The 16,324-nt window shown below is 65.6% G+C and carries 14 protein-coding genes; 8 read left to right on the top strand and 6 right to left on the bottom strand.

Annotation, left to right across the window (positions count from 1 at the left end; all coding sequences use genetic code 11):
* Window positions 1-645: 645 nt before the first annotated feature.
* Both MTX19_RS11010 and MTX19_RS11005 read right to left on the bottom strand, forming a co-directional pair.
* Window positions 646-1,767, bottom strand: coding sequence for an amino acid ABC transporter permease (locus MTX19_RS11010; protein ID WP_280983608.1), 1,122 nt, complete (start codon window positions 1,765-1,767; stop codon window positions 646-648).
* 1 nt (window position 1,768) lies between these two features.
* Entirely contained in the window at window positions 1,769-2,956 is a 1,188-nt protein-coding gene (locus MTX19_RS11005; RefSeq protein WP_280983607.1) for an ABC transporter permease subunit, read from the bottom strand.
* A 95-nt stretch (window positions 2,957-3,051) separates the two neighbouring features.
* Between MTX19_RS11005 and MTX19_RS11000 the strand changes: the two genes are divergently transcribed.
* The 4 genes from MTX19_RS11000 (at window position 3,052) to MTX19_RS10985 (ending at window position 7,143) form a co-directional block, all read left to right on the top strand.
* Entirely contained in the window at window positions 3,052-3,927 is an 876-nt protein-coding gene (locus MTX19_RS11000) for a MurR/RpiR family transcriptional regulator (RefSeq protein WP_280983606.1), read from the top strand.
* Window positions 3,928-3,932: 5 nt separating this feature from the next.
* Complete coding sequence (locus tag MTX19_RS10995) at window positions 3,933-5,282, top strand: aspartate aminotransferase family protein (protein WP_280983605.1); 1,350 nt, start codon at window positions 3,933-3,935, stop codon at window positions 5,280-5,282.
* A gap of 11 nt (window positions 5,283-5,293) precedes the next feature.
* Window positions 5,294-6,304, top strand: coding sequence for an amino acid ABC transporter substrate-binding protein (locus MTX19_RS10990; protein WP_280983604.1), 1,011 nt, complete (start codon window positions 5,294-5,296; stop codon window positions 6,302-6,304).
* A gap of 200 nt (window positions 6,305-6,504) precedes the next feature.
* The gene (locus MTX19_RS10985) at window positions 6,505-7,143 is read left to right on the top strand and encodes an aspartate/glutamate racemase family protein (RefSeq protein ID WP_280983603.1); all 639 of its coding nucleotides are present in this window, start codon (window positions 6,505-6,507) and stop codon (window positions 7,141-7,143) included.
* Between the two features lie 48 nt (window positions 7,144-7,191).
* Here MTX19_RS10985 and MTX19_RS10980 read toward each other — a convergent pair whose 3' ends face one another.
* Window positions 7,192-8,526: an MFS transporter gene (locus MTX19_RS10980; protein WP_280983602.1), complete on the bottom strand. Its 1,335-nt coding sequence runs from the start codon at window positions 8,524-8,526 to the stop codon at window positions 7,192-7,194.
* 273 nt (window positions 8,527-8,799) lie between these two features.
* Here MTX19_RS10980 and MTX19_RS10975 point away from each other — a divergent pair, with 273 nt between their 5' ends.
* Complete coding sequence (locus MTX19_RS10975; protein ID WP_280983601.1) at window positions 8,800-10,047, top strand: multidrug effflux MFS transporter; 1,248 nt, start codon at window positions 8,800-8,802, stop codon at window positions 10,045-10,047.
* A gap of 94 nt (window positions 10,048-10,141) precedes the next feature.
* On the opposite strand, the gene MTX19_RS10970 is transcribed toward MTX19_RS10975, so the two are convergent.
* The gene (locus MTX19_RS10970; RefSeq protein WP_280983600.1) at window positions 10,142-10,567 is read right to left on the bottom strand and encodes a DUF983 domain-containing protein; all 426 of its coding nucleotides are present in this window, start codon (window positions 10,565-10,567) and stop codon (window positions 10,142-10,144) included.
* A gap of 120 nt (window positions 10,568-10,687) precedes the next feature.
* On the opposite strand from MTX19_RS10970, the gene MTX19_RS10965 reads away from it, so the two are divergent.
* Window positions 10,688-12,025 (top strand): PLP-dependent aminotransferase family protein, encoded by a 1,338-nt coding sequence (locus tag MTX19_RS10965; protein ID WP_280983599.1) that lies wholly within the window; start codon window positions 10,688-10,690, stop codon window positions 12,023-12,025.
* A 154-nt stretch (window positions 12,026-12,179) separates the two neighbouring features.
* Window positions 12,180-13,439, top strand: coding sequence for a serine hydrolase domain-containing protein (locus MTX19_RS10960; RefSeq protein ID WP_280983598.1), 1,260 nt, complete (start codon window positions 12,180-12,182; stop codon window positions 13,437-13,439).
* Here the strand turns inward: MTX19_RS10960 and MTX19_RS10955 are convergent.
* The gene (locus MTX19_RS10955; protein ID WP_280983597.1) at window positions 13,415-13,654 is read right to left on the bottom strand and encodes a hypothetical protein; all 240 of its coding nucleotides are present in this window, start codon (window positions 13,652-13,654) and stop codon (window positions 13,415-13,417) included. The two genes, MTX19_RS10960 and MTX19_RS10955, sit on opposite strands and share 25 nt — an antisense overlap.
* Before the next feature lie 182 nt (window positions 13,655-13,836).
* Here MTX19_RS10955 and MTX19_RS10950 point away from each other — a divergent pair, with 182 nt between their 5' ends.
* Window positions 13,837-14,844, top strand: a complete 1,008-nt coding sequence (locus MTX19_RS10950; protein ID WP_280983596.1) for a hypothetical protein — start codon at window positions 13,837-13,839, stop codon at window positions 14,842-14,844.
* A 196-nt stretch (window positions 14,845-15,040) separates the two neighbouring features.
* Here MTX19_RS10950 and MTX19_RS10945 read toward each other — a convergent pair whose 3' ends face one another.
* Entirely contained in the window at window positions 15,041-16,273 is a 1,233-nt protein-coding gene (locus MTX19_RS10945) for a rhodanese-like domain-containing protein (RefSeq protein WP_280983595.1), read from the bottom strand.
* Window positions 16,274-16,324 lie beyond the last annotated feature (51 nt).

Below are 16,324 nucleotides of genomic sequence, written 5' to 3'. Positions count from 1 at the left end.
GTGAAACCGGAGCAATCCCGGCTTTGCCTGCGCTTTGGGTTACGGCTTATACGTGCTCTCCCCGGCGAGACTGGGCTTTGTTGTCACCGTCATCAGCGAGAGGCTTGGCCTCCTGCTGATGAGACACCTGCCACTAGGGCGTCAGGCCTGCACGACTTCACCGTCCGCTGTCTGCCACGCTCGTCAGCCGTGACATCGGCGTCCACCGCATCCCAACCCAACACTCGTGACGATCGCGAAGCGCCCCTCAGGCGGGTGAGACGGGCGCATTCATACACTGAGTTACATTTCTGGAAAACAGAAATATTTTTGCTGCGAGGGCTTGCGCCGTCGGGCAACTCAGTGATTGGCAAATGAGGAAGGCACCGGCGGAAGGGTTCCCTCTCCCCTTGCGGGATCCGAGGCGAGCGAAGCTCGCACTCGAGGTTAGGGAGAGGGGTGCCACACGACGCGCACTCTCCGTATCCGCGACAGCGACACGCGAAAGCAATTTGCGAGGTCAACGCCCGCGTCGATCAGCTCAGTCCGCGGCTTACCCCTCTCCCCAACCTCCCCCGCAAGGGGGGAGGGAGCCTGGGCCGCGTGCTCACCTCACTGGCATTCCGCGGCATGCGAAGCATGAGCCCGCAATGACGAGAGCATCACTCAGCCGTGCCCGCGCTGCGCTTCGAGGCTGCGGCTGTAGCGCGACATCGCGAAGCAGAACAGGAAGTAGATCACGCCGACGAAGATATAGACCTCGACGCTGAAGGACTGCCATGCCGGATCGATGATCGCGGTCTTCGCGGTGGTCAAGAGGTCGAAGATGCCGATGATCAGGACGAGGCTGGTGTCCTTGAAGAAAGCGATGAAGGTGTTGACCAGCGGCGGGATCACGTGGCGGATCGCCTGCGGCAACACGATCAGCGCGTTCTTCTTCCAGTAGGACAGCCCGAGCGCGTCCGCCGCCTCATACTGCCCGCGCGGCACCGCTTGCAGCCCGCCGCGCACCACTTCCGCAAGGTAGGCGCCGGCATAGAGGATGAAGGCGATCTGCGCGCGCAGCAATTTGTCGATGTTGACGCCGTCGGGCATGAACAGCGGGAACATCACGCTCGCCATGAACAGCAGGCTGATCAGCGGCACGCCGCGGATCAGTTCGACATAGAGCACGCAGAGCGAGCGGATCGCGGGCAGCTTGGAGCGGCGGCCGAGCGCGACCAGGATCCCGAGCGGGAAACCGAAGGCCAGCCCGAAGGTGGCAAGGATCAGCGTCACCGGCAGCCCGCCCCAGCGCTCCTGCGAGACGAAGGACATGCCGAAAAAGCCGCCCCACATCAGAGACCCGATCACGACCAGCGCCGCGGCCCAGAGCAGGAACAACTCCTTACGCCAGAAGCTGCGACGGCTCGAGACGGCAAACAGCGCGATGAAGATCAGCACCGCGAGCGCCGGTCGCCATTGCTCGTCGAACGGATAGGTCCCGAACAGGATGAAGCGATACTTCTCGGGGATCACGGCCCAGCAGGCCCCCAAGCCGTGCGCCGCGCGGCACGCGCTGCTGTCGCTGCCGGGAACGTGCCAAATCGCGTTGGCGACGCCCCATTGCCAGAAGCCGACAGCGGCCTTGCCGATCACGAACACCAGCAGAAGCGTCACGATGGTCGAGGGAATCGATGGGAACAGGTTGGCGCGCAGCCAGGCGACGATCTGACCGCCGAGCGTCCGCCGCGCACGCGGCCGGCCGATCGGAAGCGGATCCTGCGGAACATGTGCGACCGAGCTCATGTCAGCGCTCCACCAGCGCGATCCGCGCATTGTACCAGTTCATGAACAGGCTGATGCCGAGACTGACGGTGAGGAACACCATCATGATCAGCGCGATCGACTCGATCGCCTGCCCGGTCTGGTTCAACGTGGTGTTGGCGATCGAGACGATATCCTGATAGCCGACGGCGACCGCAAGCGATGAATTCTTGGTCAGGTTGAGGTATTGGCTCGTCATCGGCGGAATGATCACGCGCAGCGCCTGCGGCAGCACGATGTGCTGCAGCGAGAAACTCGGCTTCAGCCCCAGCGCCTTGGCCGCATCCCATTGCCCGCGCGGCACCGCCTGGATGCCGCTGCGCACGATCTCGGCGATGAAGGCCGAGGTATAGGTGACGAGCGCGATCAGCAGCGCGAAATATTCCGGCGCGAGCGTCAGCCCGCCGACGAAATTGAAGCCGCGCAGCTCGGGCAGCGTGACGGTCCAGCTCGCGCCCGCCAGGAACGACACCAGCGCGGGCAAGGCGACCACGAGACCGAGCGCGTAAGGCCAGGCCGGCCGCGCCTTGCCATCGAGCATCTGCTGCGCGATCAGGCGCCGCCTGATGAAATGCAGCACGATCAGCCCGGCGACCAAAGCGAGGATCGTCCACCAATTGGCTTCGTGCAAGGGAACCGACGGCAGCACCAGCCCGCGGTTGGACAGGAACACGCCCTCGACCGGCTTCCAGGCCTGACGCGCCGCCGGCAGCCCCTGCATCAGCACGTACCAGAACAAGAGTTGCAGCAAGAGCGGCAGGTCGCGCAGCACCTCGACGTAAACGGCGGCGAGCCGCGACAACAGCCAGTTGGTCGACAGCCGCGCGATGCCGATCAAGGTGCCGAGCACGGTGGCGAGCACGATGCCGATCACCGCGACACGCAGCGTGTTGACGATGCCGACGATGAAGGCACGCAGATAGGTGTCTTTCGGTGTATAGTCGATCCAGCTGTCGGCGATCGGCATCCCGGCTTCACGGCCGAGGAAGGCAAAGCCGGTCGAGATACGGCGGACCGAGAGATTGTGAACGGCGTTCGACCACAGCCAGGCGACGATGGCGATGGCGATACCGACCACCAGGATCTGCCAGAACAGGCCGGCGACGCGCGGATCGCTCAGCGAAAGGCGCAGGGGCCGGGCGGGAGGGCGTTTCGGCGTCGTTGTCGTCACAGCACAAGGATCCTTATGAGAAACGATCTTCTGCCATGCGCGGTGTGCGCACTTCATATGTTGCACCAAATTGATATTCGTGCAACATATGTTTCATGGCGCAGGCTCAGGCGAAACCATCGCCCCTCAACGAATTGTGCAGCGCACTGCCGTCGCTGCCGATGCGGCTGCAGGAAGTCGGTCGTTTTGTCGCGGCCAACGACTACGACGCGACCACCCGCTCGATGCGCGAGCTCGCCTCCGTCGCCGGTGCCGATCCTGCCTCCTTCACCCGCCTTGCCAAGGCGCTCGGCTATTCCGGCTGGGACGAACTGCGCGCCGCGCTGACCGAGGCGAGACGGCCCGCGCAGGCCTCGCCCTTCTCCGGCCGCGCGAAGGGCCGCCGCGCGGGACCTAATGCCGATGTCACGCTGGTCAAGGAGAAGCTCGGCGCCGAAGCCGCGGGCCTTGCACGCATTTCCGCAAGCGCGATCGCCGAGGCCGCGCGTGCGCTGCACAGCGCTGACCGAATCTGGATATCTGGCTTTCGCAGCTGCCGCAGCGTCGCGGAACTCTTGAACTACCAGCTCCGCCTGTTCCGCCCCGACGCCGTACAACTGGTCGGCGGCTCGGGTCCGTTCGATCTGGATCATGGCGCCTTCCGTGCGGATGACGCTGTCGTCGTGATCGGATTTGCGCCCTACACGGCCGTCAGCGTCGAAACGGCCCGTGCAGCGCACAATGTCGGCGCCACGCTGATCGCCATCGCCGATACGATCGCCGCGCCGATGGCTGAAGGCGCCGATCATCTGCTGCTGTTCGAGGCCGCCTCCTCGCCCGGTTTCTTCCCGAGCCTCACCGGCGCGATCGCCGTTGCGCAGTCGCTGGCCGCCGTCACCTTCACGCTGGGCGGCGCGAGCGCCAAGCGCAAGCTGGAACAGACCGAGGGCCGGCTTGCCGAGATGTCGCAGTATTTTGTCGAGAAAGGTTGAGTGCCATGGCCGTCACCAGGACCCGCGTGATGCATCGAAGCCTGCGCGAAACGCCGCCGAAAGCGGTCGGGGGCGACGGTGTCTGGCTGATCGCGGAGGACGGCCGCCGCATTCTCGATTCCTCCGGCGGCGCCGCCGTCTCCTGCCTCGGCCATCAGCATCCGCGCGTCCTTGCCGCCATCGCCAAGCAGGCCTCCACGCTCGCCTATGCCCACACCGGCTTCTTCTCGTCCGAGCCCGCCGAGGAGCTCGCCGAGCGCCTGGTCGGCCATGAGCCCGGCGGCTTGGCCTACGCCTATTTCGTCAGCGGCGGGTCCGAGGCGATCGAGGCCTCGATCAAGCTGGCGCGGCAATATTTCATCGAGCGCGGCGAGCCGAAGCGCGCGCGCTTCATCGCGCGCCGGCAGAGCTATCACGGCAATACGCTGGGCGCGCTGTCCGCCGGCGGCAATGCCTGGCGCCGCGAGCCCTATGCGCCGCTGCTGTCGCCCTCGTTCAGCCATGTCACGCCGGCCTTCGCCTATCACGAGCAGCGCGACGATGAATCGGAGGCAGCCTTCGTCGGCCGCCTCGCGGCCGAGCTCGAGGCCGAATTCCAGCGGCTCGGCCCCGACACCGTTGCCGCCTTCATCGCCGAGCCCGTGGTCGGCGCCACCGCCGGCTGCGTGCCGGCGCCGGAGGGTTACTTCAAGACGGTACGCGAGATCTGCAACCGCCACGGCGCGCTTTTGATCCTTGACGAGGTGATGTGCGGCATGGGCCGCACCGGCACGCTGCACGCATGGGAACAGGAAGGCATCTCGCCCGACATTCAGGCGATCGCCAAGGGTCTGGGCGGCGGCTACCAGCCGATCGGCGCGATGCTGGCGAGCGGCACGATCGTCGACACCGTGCGCAACGGCTCCGGCGCGTTCCAGCACGGCCACACCTATCTCGCGCACCCGCTGGCCTGCGCCGCCGCGCTCGAAGTGCAGCGGACCATCAGCGAGGAAAAGCTGCTCGACCAGGTCAAGGAGCGCGGCAAGCAGCTCGAGCAGCGGCTGGTCGAACGCTTCGGCAATCACCGCCATGTCGGCGACATCAGGGGACGCGGCCTGTTCTGGGGAATCGAGCTGGTCGCCGATCGGGCTCAACGCCGGCCGTTCGATCCCAAGCTGAAATTGCACCAGCGGATCAAGTCCGCCGCCTTCGCGGGCGGGCTTGCCTGCTATCCATCGGGCGGCACGGCCGACGGCCAGCGCGGCGACCATGTGTTGCTGGCCCCGCCCTATATCGCAACTTCCGGCGACATTGACATGATCGTCGAAAGACTCGGCGCTGCAGTAGACAGCGCGTTGAAGGACGTTGGTCACTAGAGGAGGATGGAATGTACAGGGGTATCATCACTGCAACACTGCTCGCCGCAGGCATCACCAGCGCGGGCGCGGCGACGCTCGACACGGTCAAGCAGCGCGGCACGCTGGTGTGCGGCGTCAGCACCGGCTTTGCCGGTTTCTCGGCGCCGGACTCGCAGGGCAATTTCAAGGGCCTCGACGTCGACTATTGCCGCGCGCTGGCGGCCGGCGTGCTCGGCGATCCCAACAAGGTGCGCTACGTCGCGCTCACCGCGCAGAACCGCTTCACCGCGCTGCAGTCCGGCGAGATCGACGTGCTCTACCGCAACTCGACCGAGACCTATCTGCGCGGCGTCACGCTCGGCCTGCGCCAGGGACCGATCAATTTCTACGACGGCCAGGGCTTTGTGGTGAAGAAGGACCTCGCCGTGAAGGAGCTGAAGGATCTCAAGGGAGCCACCGTCTGCGTCGCGCAGGGCACCACGCATGAGGTGACGCTCGGCGACTACGGCCGCGCCAACGGCATCGACTGGAAGCCGCTGGTGTTCGACCGCGTCGACACCATGTACCAGACCTTCTTCGGCGGCCGCTGCGATGCCATGACCCAGGACGCGTCCGCGCTTGCCGGCGCGGTTGCGACCGCGGCGCCGAAGCCGGACGACTACGTCGTGCTGCCGCAGACCATCAGCAAGGAGCCGCTGGGCCCGTTCACCCGGAACGGCGACGAGGTCTGGAGCGACATCATCACCTGGCTGCATTACGGTCTCGTCGAGGCTGAGGAGCTCGGTGTCACGCAAGCCAATGTCGAGGAAATGGCAAAGTCGCAGACGCCCGCTATCCAGCGCCTGCTCGGCTCCTCCGGCGATCTCGGCTCGCGGCTCGGCCTAGCCAACAATTGGCTGGTCGGCGCGATCAAGGCCGGCGGCAATTACGGCGAGATCTTCGAGCGCAATGTCGGCAAGGCAAGCCCGCTGAAGCTCGAGCGCGGCCTCAACGCCACCTGGACCAAGGGCGGACTGATGTACGCCATTCCGTTCAAGTAATGCTTCTTACCTCGCCCCGCTTGCGGGGAGAGGTCGTCATTCAAGCGCAGCTTGAATGACGGGTGAGGGGGGAGCCTCCGCGATTCCTCCCCTCACCTGTTACGGCGATGGAGCCCCTCACCCCAACCCTCTAAGAGCGAGCTTCGCTCGTCTCGACCCCGCGAAGAGCGGGGAGAGGGAGCAGAATCAGCAGCGACCGCATGCGCATCACCCTCATCCATGCCCTGAAACACTCGATCGTTCCGATCGAAGCATCGTTCGCGCGACTGTGGCCGCAGGCGCGGCTGATGAACCTGCTCGACGACAGTCTGTCGGCGGATCTCGCGCAGGACGGCAAGCTCACCCCGCGCATGACCGAGCGCTTCCTGACCATCGGCCGATATGCGGCTGATACCGGCGCCAATGGCATCCTGTTCACCTGCTCGGCGTTCGGTCCCTGCATCGAGGCGGTCGCGCGCGAGCATGCGCCGATGCCGGTGTTGAAGCCGAACGAGGCGATGATCGAGCAGGCAGTCGCGAAGGGAAAGAAGATCGGCCTGCTCTCGACCTTTCCGCCGACGCTGGTCTCGATGCCGCCGGAATTTCCCTCCTCCGTCCAGCTCGTGCCGAAACTCGCCGAGGGCGCGCTGGCCGCGCTCGACCGTGGCGACCGCGCCGAGCACGATCGCATCGTGGTCGAGGCGTCGAAGGACTTGCGCGACTGCGACCTGATCGCGCTCGCGCAATACAGCATGGCGCCCGCGGCCGAGCGCGTCACTGATGTCACCGGCAGGCCGGTACTGACCACGCCCGACAGCGCCGTGCTGAAGCTGAAGGCGATGCTCGGGGTCGCAAGCTAGCCGCTGGCCTCGGCGCGGCACCGGTCGCGCCGAGACCGCGCGCATCGATCATGCGCCAGTGTCGTGAACGTTCAGATCGACGCCTTGCGGATCCCTGATCGTCGACACCGTGACGAGCGAGATCAACGACAGCACCGCGATGTAGACGCCGACGCGCCAGGATTGGCCGTAGGTGCCGATGATCCATTGCGCGATCATCGGCGCGAAGGCGCCGCCGAGAATGGCGCCGAGCGCGTAGCCGATCGAGACGCCGGAATAGCGCACCTTGGCCGGAAACAGCTCGGCATAAAGCGCCGCCTGCGGCCCGTAGGACAGCCCGAGCGCAACCGTGAGGCCGACGGCGCTGACGAAGAACAGCAGCAGGTTCTTGCTGTCGATCAGCCACCACATCGGCACCGCCCACAGCACCATCAGCCCGTAGCCGATCTGGAAGGTGCGCACGCGCCCGATCTTGTCGCCGAGGACGCCGCCGAGCAGGGTGAAGATGAACCAGCTCACCGCGGCGAGCGTGCCGATCAGGAGCAGCTGATCCGACGGCATCTTCAGCGTGTTGGCGCCGTAACTGATGATGAAGGCGATCAGGATGTAGCCGGCCGCGTTGTTGGCCATGAAGATCAGCGCCGTGCGCAGAATCTCCTTGCTGTGATTGCGCATAAGGTCCTTCAGGGGCGCCGAGGATTCCTTGCGGCGGCGGTGCATCGCCTGGAACACCGGCGATTCCTCGACGGTGCGGCGGATCAGGATGCCGACGACGATCAGGACGATCGACAGCAGGAACGGGATGCGCCAGCCCCACTCCATCATCGCCTGCTTACCGAGCGATGTGGTGAGCAGCCACAGCACGCCGGTCGCCAGGATCATGCCGAGCGGCGTGCCGATCTGCGGGAACGAGCCGAAGAAGCTGCGCTTGTTGCGAGGTGCCGATTCGACCGACATCAGCGCCGCGCCGCCCCACTCGCCGCCCGCCGAGAAGCCTTGCAGGATGCGGAGGAGAATAAGGAGTGCGGGGGCCCAGGCGCCGATCTGCACATAGGTCGGCAGCACGCCAACCAGCGCGGTCGCCGCGCCCATCAGCAGCAGCGTGACGACCAGCATGTTCTTGCGCCCGAACCGGTCGCCGAGATGGCCGCAGACGACGGCGCCGAGCGGGCGGAACAGGAACGAGAGGCCGAGCGTGGCAAACGAGACGATCTGCGCCAGCAGCGGATTGTTCTGGTTCATCGGCGCGAAGAACAGCGCGCCGAACACCAGGCCGGCCGCCTGCGCGTAGACGAAGAAGTCGTACCACTCGATGGTGGTGCCGACGAGCGTCGCGGTGAGGACCTTGCGTTCCTCATCCGACAGTTCAGCGCCGCGCGAGCGCGCGGACAGTTCGATGGACATGTAGCCTCCCCAATACCCCGTTTCTGTCTGTGCGGGGTTGCTCGATCTGCCGCGATGCGCCTGCCCCGCACGGTGCTGGTACCGGGATAGCAGAGCTTCACGCCCGGCACGAGCAAATAGTTGCAGAAGCAACGATATAGCGACGGCTACGCCCGTCGCGGCCGCGCCCATGACCCGGCTACCTAACCCGCCGCCGACGGGCACCCATCCCAAAACGCCGATTGTGCAGCGCAGCAAGACCGGTATGATCGCGACCCTCCAAGAGGTCGCTAAGTGTCTGACATCAATGCCGATGCCTGGGTTTCCTCAGGCCACCGCCCGATGGGCTTTCCGGAATTCGTCGTCGTTATCGCCTCCATCATGGCGCTGAATCCGCTGGCGATGGACATGATGCTGCCGGCGCTGCCCAACATCCGCTCCGCCTTCCACCTCGCTGACGCCAACCGGCCGCAGATGGTGCTGTCGATTTTCCTCGTCGGCTTCGGCGTCGGCCAATTCATCATGGGCCCGCTGTCGGACCGGTTCGGCCGCCGCCCGGTGCTGCTCGGCGGCATGACCGTCTACACCATCGCCGGCCTGCTCGCGATCATGGCGCCCTCGTTCGAGACGCTGCTGCTGGCGCGCGCGCTGCAGGGGCTCGGCACCGCGGCCACCCGCGTGATCGCGACCTCGATCGTGCGCGACTGCTACGCCGGGCGGCGCATGGCGAGCGTGATGTCGCTTGCAATGATGGTGTTCATCGCAGTCCCCGTGATCGCGCCGTCATTCGGCCAGGCCGTGATGCTGCTGACGCAGTGGCGCGGCATCTTCGTGCTGCTGATGATCTATGGCGTGGTCGCGCTCGCCTGGAGTGCGATGCGCATGCCGGAGACGCTGCCGGCCGAACTGCGCAAGTCGCTGGCGATCCCGGAGGTGCTCTCGGCGTTCCGCCAGACCGTCACCAACCGCCAGACGCTCGGCTACGCGCTCGCCGCCGGCGGCGTGCAGGGCTCGCTGTTCGCCTTCGTGTTCTGCTCGCAGCAGGTGTTCACCGAGATCTTCAAGCTCGGCCATTACTTTCCGGTCGCCTTCGCGGCGTGTGCGGTCGGCGTCGCGATCGCAGGCTTCCTCAATTCCCGCATCGTCGGGCGCATCGGCATGCGCGTGATCTCGCACGCCGCGCTGACCGGCTTTGCGGTCGTCGCCGGGGCGCTGCTCCTCGCCGTAAAGACCGGGATGCTGACGCTGCCGCTGTTCATGGTGCTGTCGGCGCTGATGATGTTCGCCTTCGGCCTGATGATGGCGAATTTCACTGCGCTCGCGATGGAGCCGCAGGGCAAGATTGCCGGCACCGCCTCATCGCTCTACGGCACGATCACCACCCTGCTCGGGATCGGCATCGGCACCACGATCGGCCAGGACTATGACGGCACGCTGTTGCCGTTCGCGACCGGCTTCTTCCTCTGCACGCTGGCCGCGCTCGCCGTCGTGCTGGTCACGGAAAAGGGCCGGATGTTCAGGGCCCATCATCACCCGGTTTGATGATGTAGCCCGCATGAGCGGAGCGACATGCGGGGCCGTGAGCAAGGTCCCGGATATCGCTTCGCTCATGCGGGCTACGATTCTGGAGATCGCGTCAGGCTTCACTAGTCCGCCCGGCGCTGCTCCGCGCCCGCACCGGAGCCATAGCTCGTCGCGACATCTCGAACCCGTGCATGCCGGTCTGCCATTGCAGGCCGACGATCGCGCCCTTCATCGGCTGCAGCATTGCAAGCGAACTGAACAATGTCACCGGCAGCCAGATCGCGAGTTGCAGCCAGGCCGGCGGTGCGTAGGTCATCTCCATCCACAGCAGCGCCGGCACCACGATGTGGCCGACCACCACGATCACGAGATAGGCCGGAAAATCGTCGGCGCGCTGCGGGGTGAAATCCTCGCCGCATACCTCGCAATGGTCAGCCACCTTCAGGAAGCGGCCGAACAGATGGCCACGCCCACAGTTCGGGCACTTCATCGCAAAGCCGCGCAACATCGCCTTTGGCAGGGAAACCGTGTCCGTCATTGCCGTGATCCTTGACCTGACCTGTTGATCCATACAATATGCATCTGGAAGCATACAATCAAAGACGAAGCGCCAGATTGCATGGATTGGATCCCTACAGTTTCGGAATGGCAGGGCCCGATGTTTCTGCGCATCGTCGACGCGCTGGCGGCCGATATCGCCAGCGGCCGGCTGGTGCGCGGCGAACGGCTGCCGACCCACCGCGCGCTGGCCTCCGCCCTCGGCATCGATCTCACCACGGTGACGCGTGCCTATGGCGAGGCGCGCCGGCGCGGATTGCTTGACGCCCGCGTCGGCCAGGGGACGTTCGTGTCGGAGACCACCGCGCGCGCCGCCTCCGACCTGCCCGCACCGGTCAACATCGACCTGTCGATGAACCTGCCGCCGCAGCCGGTTGAAGCCAATCTCGATCTCCGCATCGCGCAGGGGTTAGCCACCATCCGCGCCGACGCCGGCTTTTCCGCCTTTCTCGGCTATGCGCGTCCCGGCGGCACCGCCGATGAGCGCGAGGTCGCCGCCGCCTGGCTGCAGCCGCGCGTGCCGCAGGCCTCGGCCGACCGCATCGTGATCTATCCGGGATCGCAGGCCATCATCTTCAACGCCCTGCTCGCGCTGACCTCGCCGGGCGACACCGTGCTCACCGAAGCGTTGACATTTCCGGGCGCGAAGGCCGCCGCGGCGCGGCTCGACATTCGCCTCGTCGGCGTGGCGATGGACGCTGAGGGCGCCCGCCCCGACGCGTTCGACGAGGCCTGCCGCAAGCACAAGCCGAAGGCGATCTATCTGGTGCCGACGCAGAATAATCCCACCACGGCGACGATGAGCGCGCCCAGGCGCAAGGCGATCGCCGACATCATTCGCAAGCGGGGCTGCGTACTGATCGAGGACGATGTCTATGGCCCGCTCGAGCCGCAGATCGCGCCGATCGCGACGCTGATTCCGGAGCGCACCTATTTCGCCGCAAGCATTGCCAAATGCATCGCCCCGGCGCTGCGTGTCGCCTATCTGCTGGCGCCGGATACTGCCGCTGAGCAGCGCATGCGCGCGAGCCTGCAGGCCACGATGCAGATGCCGCCGTCGCTGATGGTCGCGCTGGTCACGCAGTGGCTGCGCTCCGGCGTCGCCGCCGAGATCATCCGCGCCATCCGCAACGAAGCCGCCGCGCGCCAGCAGCTCGCGACACGCTTTCTCAAGGGCGTGACCTATGCGGCGCGGCCGGCAAGCCATCATATCTGGATGCCATTGCCGAGACGTTTCGACGGCACAGACCTGCTGTCGCATCTGATGCGCAACGGCCTCGCCGTCGTCGGCGAAGATGCCTTTGCGGTGGGCGATTCCGCGCCGCGGGGCCTCCGCGTCTCGCTCGGCGCCGCGCGCAACCGCGCGGAGCTGAGCCAGGCGCTGCAGGTGCTGTCGCATGCCGTGCGCACTCCGGTCGGCGCGACACAAATCGTGTAAAGTTCGACGCGCGACGCAAAGCCAAACCGCAGGAAAATACTAGGTCGCGCGTGATGCTCGCGCTAAAGTCCTCGCGCCTGAAGGATTGCTTTGGGCAATCGGGGCTCACTCTTCAATGCCACGCAGATTTCATCCTGCATGCAATATCCTTTCAATGCCGAAGCGTTTCCTCGGCGTAGTGGCGCTCTCGGCTGTGCTTTTCACGAACGCCACCGCGTGTGCCTCCGAAATCCCAGCAGCGTCGCCCGAGGGGCTCGAACGCATCACCGCGTTCTTTAACAATGAAGTCGCAACCGGCAAGCTGCCCGGCGCGGTCATCCTGATCCAGCAGCACGGCAAGCCGGTCTATCTGAAGACCTTCGGCTACCGTGACCTCACGACCAAGTCGCCGATGCGGCCGGACACCATGTTCGCGCTGCATTCGATGACCAAGCCGATCACCAGCACCGCCGCGATGATGCTGGTCGACGAGGGCAAGCTCTCTCCGCAGGACTCGCTGTCGAAATACATTCCGGCGTTTGCCGACGTGAAGGTCGGCATCGAACCGGACGGCGGCAACGATCCGAACAAGCTGGAGCTGGTGCCGCCGATCCGTCCGGTCACCATCGAAGACCTGATGCGTCATACGTCGGGCATCACCTACGAATATATCGGCGCGGATTGGATCCAGAAGATCTACCGCGACGGGCATCTGTTCGACGGAAAATTCGACAACAAGGAGTTCGTCGCGCGGCTGGCCAAGCTGCCGCTGTCGCGGCAGCCCGGCACGCTGTGGCGCTATGGTCATTCCACCGACGTGCTCGGCCGGGTGATCGAAATCGTCTCGGGCAAGACGCTCTATCAGTTCGAGAAGCAGCGCATCTTCGATCCGATGAAGATGAACGACACCAAATACGTGCTCGATCCGCAGACCGAACGGACGCGCCTGGCCGAGCCGCTGCCGTCGGACACGATCCTGATCGAAGGGGAGCGCGACCGGCGCGCGCACCCGGAGTGGGAATCCGGTGGCGGCGGCCTGGTATCCACCGCGCTCGACTATGCCCGCTTCGCCCAGATGCTGCTCAACGGCGGCGAGCTCGACGGCAAACGCTATCTGAGCCCCGCTGCCTTCAAGGACATGACGACGGACCATGTCGGGCCGGGCTCCGGCGTCGGCCGCGACTACTGGTACTTCCCCGGCGACGGCTTCGGCTATGGCTACGGCATCGCCGTGCGCACCGATCCCGGCATCGCCAAGCCGCCACCGCCGGGCTCGATCGGCGAGTTAAAATGGGACAGCGGCAGCGGAACCTATTTCGGCGTCGATCCAAGACTCGACATGATCTACATCATGCTGGAGCAGACCCAGAACGAGCGCCAGCGCATCACGCCGGCATTCAGGAAGCTGGTCTACGACGCCTTCGGCACCAACTGAACGCCGCGATCGCGCGTCGGCCATTTCCGGTGAACCATCTCCCGCTTGCGTAGCGCTGCCGCCCGAATCAGGCTTGCGGTGCACGCATTGCAGACGAAGGCGCATTCGTCCGAGAACAAGCCGATCCGGGCCTCGATCCCGATCGCACCGTCATCGGTAAGACCGTCGATAACGCCGCCGCAGCACAAGCACCGGCGCGACGTCGTCAGTTCCATCACACAATCTCCGCCATCGCTTCTTTCCTAACGCTATATACTATCGTATATACCGATAACGACAAGGCAGGCGGGTGAACAATCCGGTCGGAAACCTGCGAGGACCAACAAGCCGCCGACCGGCGACGATCGCCTCAAGACCTCCTGCCGGGTCGCACCGGGTCTCATCAGGAAACGCGATCATGACAAAACAAAACGGCGGCGCGGAACGTGCGCACGCACAGGGAGAACTGCTCGAAGTCCGTCACGCGGTCGCGCTCGGCGCGGCGGCCATTTTCCTCAGCCTTGGCACCGTCGGCACCGCACGCGCCGAGACGGCGCCGATCAGCCTTCCCGCCAACAGCTTTCCGGAGAGCGTCACCTCGACCTCCGATGGCACGCTTTACGTCGGCAGCTTCAATCTCGGCGGCGTGACGAAGGTCGCGCCGGGCGGCAAGCCCGAGCAGCTCGTCAAGCCGGGCGCCGGTGGCAGCCGCTCCACGCTGGGCGTGCTCGCGGACGAGAAGAGCGGCACGCTCTATGTCTGCTCCAACGACCTCAGCGGCTCCGGCGTCGCCGGGCCAAGCGACACCAAGGGCGCCTGGCTGAAGACCTTCGATCTCAAGAGCGGTGCGCCCCAGGGCAGCTTTGCGCTGAGCACTCCAAAGTCGTTCTGCAACGATATCGTGGTCGGCAGCGACGGCACCGCCTATGTGACCGATTCCTTCGCCCCGATCATCTACAGCCTGAAACCCGGTGGCACGGCGCTTGCGACCTTTGCCACCGATCCGCAGCTTGCTCCGGCCAAGGACGGCGTCGGTCTCGACGGCATCGCGATCGGCGCCGACGGCGACCTCTATGTCACGACCTTCATCCCGGCAAAGCTGTTCAGGATCGCGGTCAAGGACGGCAAGCTGGGCGCAGTGACCGAGTTGAAACCGTCCCGCCCGCTCGATCACGCCGATGCGCTGCGCGCTTTCGGCAGCGGCTTCCTTCTGATCGAGGGCAACGGCAAGCTCGACAAGGTCACGGTCAAGGGCGATCAGGCCGAGATCGACACGATCAAGGACGGATTTACCGGGCCGGTATCCGTGATGCAGGTCCGCGATACCGGTTGGGTTGCCGAAGGCAAGCTGTCCTACATCATCGGCCCCAACAAGGGAAAGGATCCGGGCCCGTTCGCGCTGAAGCCCGTCACGCTGCCGAAGTGAGGACTAGCTGAACCGGCAGACTCGATGCACCTCTCCCGCTTGTGGGGGAGGTCGGATCGCATCGAAGATGCGATCCGGGTGGGGGTTCTCTCCACGATGCGATTCGTGGAGAGAGCCGCCACCCTAGCCCTCCCCCGCAAGCGGGAGAGGGGGCGTAACTCCCGTGCTGCTGCTACTCGGCCCAATCCGACATCTACTAGATCACATAAAACCCGTGCGTGCCGTCGCGGCGAAGCTGGTCGACGAGGCCGTACTCCCAGTCGAGATAGGCCCGCATCGCCTGCTCGGTGACGCTGGTGCCTTCATAGGGACGCCGGTAGCGATGCGCGGGATCGCCTTTCGGCAGGACTTGCGGCGGACCCGCCTCCAGCGCGCCGACATAGCCGCCGTCGAGCACGTAAACCTCCCACCCCATCTGAGCGAGCCAGGACGCCGTCATGTCGGCGCGGATGCTCCTGTCGTCGGTCAGCACGATGCGCGCGCCACGGACGGGAGCGGCCATATCGATCTCCTGGACGAGCTGGCCGCCCGCGTAATGGCGGAAGCCGGCGAGATGGCCGGCGGCATATTCGTCGGCCTCGCGGACGTCGAAGCGATAGAGCGTGCGCGGCGTTTCCTGCTGAAGCGCGGCGAGCTCGCTCGTGCCGATCCGGCGCACGCCGGCATGGTAAGCAACGTCGCGCGCATTGTCGCTTGCGCCGTCGAACGGCCCGATGCCGCCGCGCCTGTCGGCGCCGTGTTCGAGGCTGTGCCTGGCGAGCGTCCAGCCGATCGTGCCGTTGCGCAGCGCCCGCACCTTGTTGGGCAACCCGGCATTGATCAGCGACTGCGTGCCGATGATCGAGCGGGTGCGGCCGGCGCAATTGACGATGATCGTGGTGTCGGGATCGGGCGCCGCGCGCCCTGCGCGCAGCACGAGCTCGGCGCCGGGCACGCTGACCGAGCCCGGAATGTTCATGGTGGCATATTCGTCGAAGCGGCGGACATCGAGAATCGCGATATTGGCCTTCTCCGCGATCAGCGCGGCGACCTCGTCCGCGCTCAGCGACGGCGTGTGACGCCGCGCCTCGACCAATTCGCCAAACGCCTTGGCGTAGGAGTTGACGTCCTGGAAAACTTCGTAGCCGGCCGAACGCCAGGCCTGCAAGCCGCCGGCAAGCTCGCCAACGTTGCTGTAGCCCAGCGCCTGCAATTGATTGGCTGCGGCTGTAACCAGTCCTTCGCCACCATCATAGAGAACGATCGGCACGTCCTTGCGCGGCAGCCGCAGCTCGGCCTCGAGCGCGATCCGGTCGGCCGCCATGTTGGTGGCAAACAGCGGATGGCCGGTGGCGAATTCCGCTTCATGCCTGACATCGAGCAGCGCGATCTCCCGGCGCAGCAGCAGCGCGGCGCGGATCTCCTGGGGTGTGACAGAGGAAAGGGTCATGAGCTGGCCTGGGCAGGAACGACGGGCTGGCTTCCTGTAGGCCGAAATGAC

This window comes from Bradyrhizobium sp. ISRA464 (assembly GCF_029910095.1).
In the GTDB taxonomy this organism is placed as follows: Bacteria; Pseudomonadota; Alphaproteobacteria; order Rhizobiales; family Xanthobacteraceae; genus Bradyrhizobium.
Note: the sequence above shows the minus strand (reverse complement) of the source record. Positions and strands in the feature narration are given on the sequence as shown.

Excerpts from the sequence above, each read along its gene's own strand:
- MTX19_RS11010 (WP_280983608.1), bottom strand. The coding sequence starts at position 1,767 with ATGAGCTCGGTCGCACATGTTCCGCAGGATCCGCTTCCGATCGGCCGG.
- MTX19_RS11000 (WP_280983606.1), top strand. The coding sequence starts at position 3,052 with ATGGCGCAGGCTCAGGCGAAACCATCGCCCCTCAACGAATTGTGCAGC.
- MTX19_RS10995 (WP_280983605.1), top strand. The coding sequence starts at position 3,933 with ATGGCCGTCACCAGGACCCGCGTGATGCATCGAAGCCTGCGCGAAACG.
- MTX19_RS10990 (WP_280983604.1), top strand. The coding sequence starts at position 5,294 with ATGTACAGGGGTATCATCACTGCAACACTGCTCGCCGCAGGCATCACC.
- MTX19_RS10985 (WP_280983603.1), top strand. The coding sequence starts at position 6,505 with ATGCGCATCACCCTCATCCATGCCCTGAAACACTCGATCGTTCCGATC.
- MTX19_RS10980 (WP_280983602.1), bottom strand. The coding sequence starts at position 8,526 with ATGTCCATCGAACTGTCCGCGCGCTCGCGCGGCGCTGAACTGTCGGAT.
- MTX19_RS10970 (WP_280983600.1), bottom strand. The coding sequence starts at position 10,567 with ATGACGGACACGGTTTCCCTGCCAAAGGCGATGTTGCGCGGCTTTGCG.
- MTX19_RS10965 (WP_280983599.1), top strand. The coding sequence starts at position 10,688 with ATGTTTCTGCGCATCGTCGACGCGCTGGCGGCCGATATCGCCAGCGGC.
- MTX19_RS10960 (WP_280983598.1), top strand. The coding sequence starts at position 12,180 with ATGCCGAAGCGTTTCCTCGGCGTAGTGGCGCTCTCGGCTGTGCTTTTC.
- MTX19_RS10955 (WP_280983597.1), bottom strand. The coding sequence starts at position 13,654 with ATGGAACTGACGACGTCGCGCCGGTGCTTGTGCTGCGGCGGCGTTATC.
- MTX19_RS10950 (WP_280983596.1), top strand. The coding sequence starts at position 13,837 with ATGACAAAACAAAACGGCGGCGCGGAACGTGCGCACGCACAGGGAGAA.
- MTX19_RS10945 (WP_280983595.1), bottom strand. The coding sequence starts at position 16,273 with ATGACCCTTTCCTCTGTCACACCCCAGGAGATCCGCGCCGCGCTGCTG.